We start from the raw sequence: 5,784 nt of genomic DNA on the forward strand, positions 1-5,784 counted from the left end.
GGTGGGGTTCCTCCAGGAGGGAGATGGCGCCGCGGGGAAAGCGGGCGAGGGCCGGCTCCTCATCGGGTTGGGCATGCGCCATGGCGACCCGTTCCTCGACGACTTCCGCAAGCCGTTCGACAGCTTCGCGGTGGACGCCAGCTTCATCGCCCGCCAGGGGCACTTCCTCGGCCAGGCCGAGGCGCAGGGACTGCTCGCGGTCACCTCGCTGGTGCGGCGACCCCAGTCGCAGATCCTGCTGGGCGCGTACCAGTTCTACGACTTCGTGGACATCGGCAACTACCAGGTGGGCGCGCAGTCCTTCAGCGGGAGCCTGCTCTACCGCCACGTGCTGAAGGGAGCGATGGATGTGCGCGCGGCCCTGGACCTGCGGGGAGTGGCGCTCGCGGCCATCTCCACCAACCCCACCGAAACCAACGAACGGGGCTACGACTACGGGCCCGGGGTGGGAGTCACGCTGCGGGCCGCGTTGGGCTCCTGGCCGAGGGAGTACTTCGGCGTAGAGCTGGAGACGTCATGGATCCACACCCTGGACGGCGTGGTGAAGGACCACCTGATCCACGAGGGACGCCTCCATGCGGACATCCCCGTCTTCCGTGGGCTGGGGCTGGGAGGCAGCCTCCAGCTCTTCCGGCGCGACAGCCTCATCTCCGGCGCGACGCGCGAGCCCCTGCAGACCCCGCGGTTCCAGGTGTTCGTGTCGTGGCACTGAGCCTGTCTGTCTTTCCTTTTGGGTTCGACGCGCTCCCCCTCCCCCGGGCCCCGCGACAGGCAGCCGCCGGACTATGCTCGGCGCCCCATGCGTCCCTCCCCCCAGGATGAAGCCGGAGCCCGTTCGGCCGAGCCTCGTGACGGATACGCGCGCCGCGTCGGCCTCTTCTCGGGGGTGATGCTCGTCATTGGCGGCATCATCGGCTCGGGCATCTTCCTGAACCCGGCCATCGTCGCTCAGCGCGTGCACACGCCGGGGCTCACCCTGGGCGTGTGGCTGCTCGGCGGAGGGGTGGCGCTCATCGGCGCCTTCATCTACGGGGAGCTGGGGCAGCGCATCCCCAAGGCGGGCGGCAGCTACGTCTACCTGCGTGATGCCTTTGGCCCGCTGCCCGCGTTCCTCAACGCGTGGGGAATGATGCTCATGATCGCCACCGGGGCCATTGCCGCGGTGGCCGTCACCTTCGCCAACTACACCCTCGCGCTCACCGGCCTGGGGCCCGGCTTCCGGTTCCCGCTCGCCGTCGGCGCCATCCTCCTGCTCTCCGGGGTGAACTACCTTGGCGTGCGGCCCGGGGCGCTCACGCAGAATGTCTTCACCGTGCTCAAGCTGCTGGCGCTCGCGGTGCTCGTGGGCGCGGGACTCCTGCTCGAGAGCGCCCATCCGGCGGTGGCGGAGGCCGTCGCCGCTCCCCAGGCGCCCGACTCCCTCGTGCTCGCCCTGGGGGCGGCGCTCGTCCCGGTGCTGTTCAGCTACGGAGGGTGGCAGCAGACGAACTTCGTGGCGGAAGAGATGGTCGACCCCGAGCGCAACCTGCCGCGCGCGCTGTTGCTCGGCGTCATCGGCGTGGTGACGGTGTACCTGCTCGCCAACCTCACCTACCTGCGCACGCTTGGCGCGGCGGGGCTCGCGGCGAGCAGCGCCCCGGCGGCGGACGCGCTCGGCCAGCTGCTGGGGCCCGCGGGCCGCACGTTCATCACCGCGGGCGTGGCCCTCTCCACCTTTGGCTTCCTCAACCTCGTCATCCTCGTCTCGCCGCGCGTCTACCAGGCCATGGCCGCGGATGGACTTTTCTTCCCCTGGATGGCCCGGCTGCACCCGCGCTTCCGCACGCCCTCCAACGCCATCCTCTTCCAGGCGGTCTGGGCCATCCTCCTCACGGGCACGGGCACGTACGGAGAGCTGCTCGACTCCGTCGTCTTCGCGGACTGGCTCGTCTTCGGTGCCACGGCCGCGACGCTGTTCGTCTACCGCGCGCGCGAGCGGCAGGGCCTGGTGCCCCGCGCCGCGTACCGGGTGCCCGGCTATCCCTTCACCCCGCTGCTCTTCATCGCGGCAGCGCTGTACGTCCTGCTGGGCTCGACGGCGTCCAACCCGCTCAACGCGCTCAAGGGTACGTTGCTGCTTGGCGCGGGCGTGCCCGTGTTCCTCTACTGGCGCAGGCGCACCCGGCGGCCGGAGGCTCCACCGGCCCTCGGCGCGCCCTGATCAACGCTCGGCGTCCATGCGCGCCTTCTCGCGGATGATGACGTCGCGCACGTGGTCGCGCAGGGCGTGCACGTCCCCGGCGAAGCCCTCGGGGTCGATGGGCTCCAGCACGCGCACCCGGGCGTGGACCGCCTGCTGGAGGATGAGCCCGTGCTTGGGCATGGTCCGCGCGGTGCCGGTGAGGACCACGGGGATGATGGGGCAGCGCTCCTGGATGGAGAGCGTGAAGGCGCCGTCCTTGAAGGCCTTCACCTGGCCGTCATGGGAGCGGGTGCCTTCGGGAAACATCAGGATGGGGACGCCGCGCGACAGCCAATGCCTGCACCCGGCCATCATCTGGATGATGCTGGCGCGGTCTCCGCGGATGAGCGGCACGTAGCGGTTGAGGCGCATGTTCCAGCCGATGAGCGGCAGCTTGAAGTTCTCCGCCTTGGAGACCCACTTGAACGGCCGGTAGAGGCCGAAGAGGACCAGGATGTCCCCCAGCGACTCGTGGTTGGCCACCAGCACCGCCGCGCCCTTCCAGGGCAGGCGTTCACGGCCTTCCACCCGCAGGTGCCACATCGGGTTCACATAGAAATACAGCTGCGCCCAGAAGCACGAGTACAGGTGAAGCACGCGTCCATTCGCGTCAAACGGGCGGGTGAGCGCCCAAAGCAGGAGCGCTCCAATGAACAACACCGCGCTGGACAGCGCGAGGAAGGCCCAGAACGCGATCGAGATGAGGATTCGGATGGGCCCCACTCTCTCATGGATGGGCGGATCCACCCACCTCAGGTGAGCATTGCCCCGGATGGAGCAGCCTGTCCTCCGGTGTGTTCGCCCCGCCGGCCCTGGTCGGACCGGTCCCTTTCGCCGACCTGCAGGCGATGATCCGCAAAGCGGAAGTGGCGCTGGAGGCGTTCACGCCCGACGAGGTCGACCGATGCGCGGGCAAGCACCTGGACCTTCAGATCGGGCCGCGGAGGCTCGCCTTCACGTCGGAGACGTTCATTCTCTCGTTCTCCCTGCCGAACTTCCATTTCCACGCCGTCACGGCCTACGACATCCTCCGCTCGCGCGGCGTGCCGCTCGGCAAGCGTGATGACGAAGGCCGGCTGCGCACCAGATCAGCCTGAGCCGGAGATTCGTTGGACGTGTCGGTGGTGGTTTCACCGAAGCGGGCCCCACTGCCGACGTGGAACACGTCCCAAGGTCTCCTGTCGTCGCGGTGACGCCGCGAACAGTGCAGACCTTTAGGGGGTGAGGGCCTCGCGCGACTTGATGGAAATTGCGCGGGTGGAGACACCTCGCGTTCCATGTGCTCGCGCCCGCCCTGGCGGCACACGCTGGAGCGGCCAGCGCTTCCGTCACTCCGCGTCCGCGATGCGCTCGAGCAGCTCGCTCAGCAGCAGGCTTTCGCCTTTTGAGAGCACACGGATCCGGTCCATGGAGGCACGCAGCGCGGCGGCCACGGCGCGGACCTCCGCGTTCTTCGGTGTCGCCGCCTCGCGCGTGATGGCGGCCACGGCCGCCTCGCGCGCGGCATGGGCGAGTCCGGCGTCGCGCTTGCCTTCGGGCTGGCTCAGGAGCGTGAGCACGGCGCCAATGCCCATCGCCGACACGAGGCCGAGCGCCCGCTCCTCACTGACCCGCAGCCTGCCCGCGAGCGCCAGGTTCCGGATGCGCCGCCGCAGGACCTCCTGCCCGTCCCCAAGGGATGGGGACTGCGACGCCAGCTGTGGATCGCTGCTCATGATGGCGAACAGCCCGGGATGGCTGAGGCCGAACGCGAGGTGCATGTCCCAGCCGTCGCGAAAGTCCTGAAGCGGATCCGGGTGCGGCTTGCGCGCGGACTTCTCCGACACGTAGCTCTTCATGACGTGCTCGAAGACGGCCGCGAGCAGGCCGCGCTTGTCGCCGAAGAGCCGGTAGAGGGTCGGCGCCTGCACCCCCGCGGCGGAGGCCACGGCCCGCGTCGTCGCGGCCTCGGGCCCTCCGGAGGCGATGAGCTCAGCGGCGGCCGCGATGATGCGCGCGCGCACATCGGAGCCCTCCGCGTCCTCGGCAGCGACCTTCTCGCGGTCCCTCATGGGGCTGAGATAGCACGCAGCCCCTGGAACACCGATAACGAAGGCTTGATATCGCCGCTAACGGCCGCTACGTTATCGTCGGTAACGGAAAACTGTTTCCGCCGATATCCGAAGGAGCGTTCGATGATCGTCGTGACCGGAGCCACCGGGCAGCTCGGCCGTCTCATCGTGGAGAGCCTCATCACCCGCGTCCCGGTGGACCGGGTCGCCGTCAGCGTCCGGGACGTGCGAAAGGCCCAGGACCTGGCGGAACGTGGCGTCCGGGTGCGCAGGGGTGACTTCGCGGATCCGGCGAGCCTCGCGCACGCCTTCGAGGGCGCGTCCCAGGTGCTGATGGTCTCGTCGAATGCGCGTGCGACCGGCGGCGATACCCTGGCCCAGCATCGCGCCGCCATCGACGCCGCACGGTCCGCTGGCGCGCGGCGCATCGTCTACACGAGCCACATGGCCGCGAGCCGTTCCTCGGCGTTTTCCCCGATGCTCGACCATGCGGCGACGGAGCAGATGCTGAGCGAGTCGGGGCTCGCGTGGACCGCGCTGCGCAACGGCTTCTACGCCTCGAGCGCGATGTTCCTGCTGGCGAAGGGCCTGCAGACGGGAGTCTTCGAGGCGCCCGCGGACGGAAAGGTCTCCTGGACCACCCACGAGGACCTCGCGGAGGCGGCGGCGGTGATCCTGGCGAACGAGGGCCGTTACGACGGGCCGACGCCGCCGCTCACGGCGGCGCAGGCGCTCGACTTCGAAGCGCTGTGCGAGCTCGCGTCGAGCGTCCTCGGACGCCCGCTCCGGCGAAGCACCGTGCCGGAGGACGAGATGCGCGCGAAGCTCACGGCCTCCGGCATGCCCGCGCCCGCGGTGGCCATCTCGCTCGGCCTCTACCGCGCGAGCCGCGACGGTGAGTTCGCGGCCGTCGACCCCACGCTGCGGGAGCTGCTGGGGCATGCGCCGACGGGCATGCGCGAGGTGATTGCCGAGAAACTGGGCCGGACGGCCTGACGTCCGGGTTGCTTGCACCCCGTTGGAGGGCGCAAGTCCCCCGGCCCTCCGTTACGTCGCGCCCCTGCTCGCGGCACCACGGGCGAACATCCGTCCCAGCCACGCGTCGCGCGCCGCGATGCAGGCCCGAGCCACATCGGACTGCGGGGCGATGTCATAGAAGCCGTGGAAGGCTCCCCCCCAGACATGCAGCTCGCACTCGCCGCCCGCGGCCAGGATTCCGCGGGCATAGGCCACGGCTTCATCCCGGAACGTCTCCCCTGCCGCGACGTCGATGAAGGTCGGTGGCAGCCCTCGCAGATCCGTTGCGCGCGCGGGCGCGGAATAGGGAGACACGTCAGGGCCTCCGCGACGCTCACCCAGCACCGCCTGCCAGGCCGTCAGGTTGCTGGTGCGGTCCCAGACGCCGACGCCATCGTACCGGTGGGCGGACTCCGTCTCGTTGCGGTCATCCAGCATGGGGCATTGCAGCAGCTGGCCCAGCAGCCGAGGACCGCGCCGGTCCCGGGCCAGGAG

Annotated in this window: 6 protein-coding genes and 1 pseudogene; 4 read left to right on the top strand and 3 right to left on the bottom strand. The window is 69.9% G+C overall.

The features are described from left to right. Positions 1-712: pseudogene (locus D7W79_RS44060) on the top strand (DUF3943 domain-containing protein); the annotation flags it as partial. An 87-nt stretch (positions 713-799) separates the two neighbouring features. After that, positions 800-2,200, top strand: a complete 1,401-nt coding sequence (locus D7W79_RS37855) for an APC family permease (protein WP_120530124.1) — start codon at positions 800-802, stop codon at positions 2,198-2,200. Here the strand turns inward: D7W79_RS37855 and D7W79_RS37860 are convergent, their stop codons facing one another. Continuing rightward, positions 2,201-2,935, bottom strand: coding sequence for a lysophospholipid acyltransferase family protein (locus D7W79_RS37860; RefSeq protein WP_244222197.1), 735 nt, complete (start codon positions 2,933-2,935; stop codon positions 2,201-2,203). Between the two features lie 80 nt (positions 2,936-3,015). Between D7W79_RS37860 and D7W79_RS37865 the strand changes: the two genes are divergently transcribed. Then, positions 3,016-3,318: a DUF1993 family protein gene (locus D7W79_RS37865; protein WP_208729947.1), complete on the top strand. Its 303-nt coding sequence runs from the start codon at positions 3,016-3,018 to the stop codon at positions 3,316-3,318. Positions 3,319-3,549: 231 nt separating this feature from the next. Here D7W79_RS37865 and D7W79_RS37870 read toward each other — a convergent pair whose 3' ends face one another. After that, positions 3,550-4,272 carry a TetR/AcrR family transcriptional regulator gene (locus D7W79_RS37870; RefSeq protein WP_120530126.1) on the bottom strand — a complete coding sequence of 241 codons (723 nt, stop codon included), beginning with the start codon at positions 4,270-4,272 and terminating at the stop codon, positions 3,550-3,552. A gap of 123 nt (positions 4,273-4,395) precedes the next feature. Between D7W79_RS37870 and D7W79_RS37875 the strand changes: the two genes are divergently transcribed. Then, positions 4,396-5,268 carry an SDR family oxidoreductase gene (locus D7W79_RS37875; RefSeq protein WP_120530127.1) on the top strand — a complete coding sequence of 291 codons (873 nt, stop codon included), beginning with the start codon at positions 4,396-4,398 and terminating at the stop codon, positions 5,266-5,268. A gap of 51 nt (positions 5,269-5,319) precedes the next feature. On the opposite strand, the gene D7W79_RS37880 is transcribed toward D7W79_RS37875, so the two are convergent. Next, positions 5,320-5,784: alpha/beta hydrolase fold domain-containing protein (locus D7W79_RS37880; protein ID WP_147442252.1), on the bottom strand; the 465-nt coding region annotated here is incomplete at its 5' end.

This window comes from Corallococcus exercitus, assembly GCF_003611585.1.
Taxonomy (GTDB): domain Bacteria; phylum Myxococcota; class Myxococcia; order Myxococcales; family Myxococcaceae; genus Corallococcus; species Corallococcus exercitus.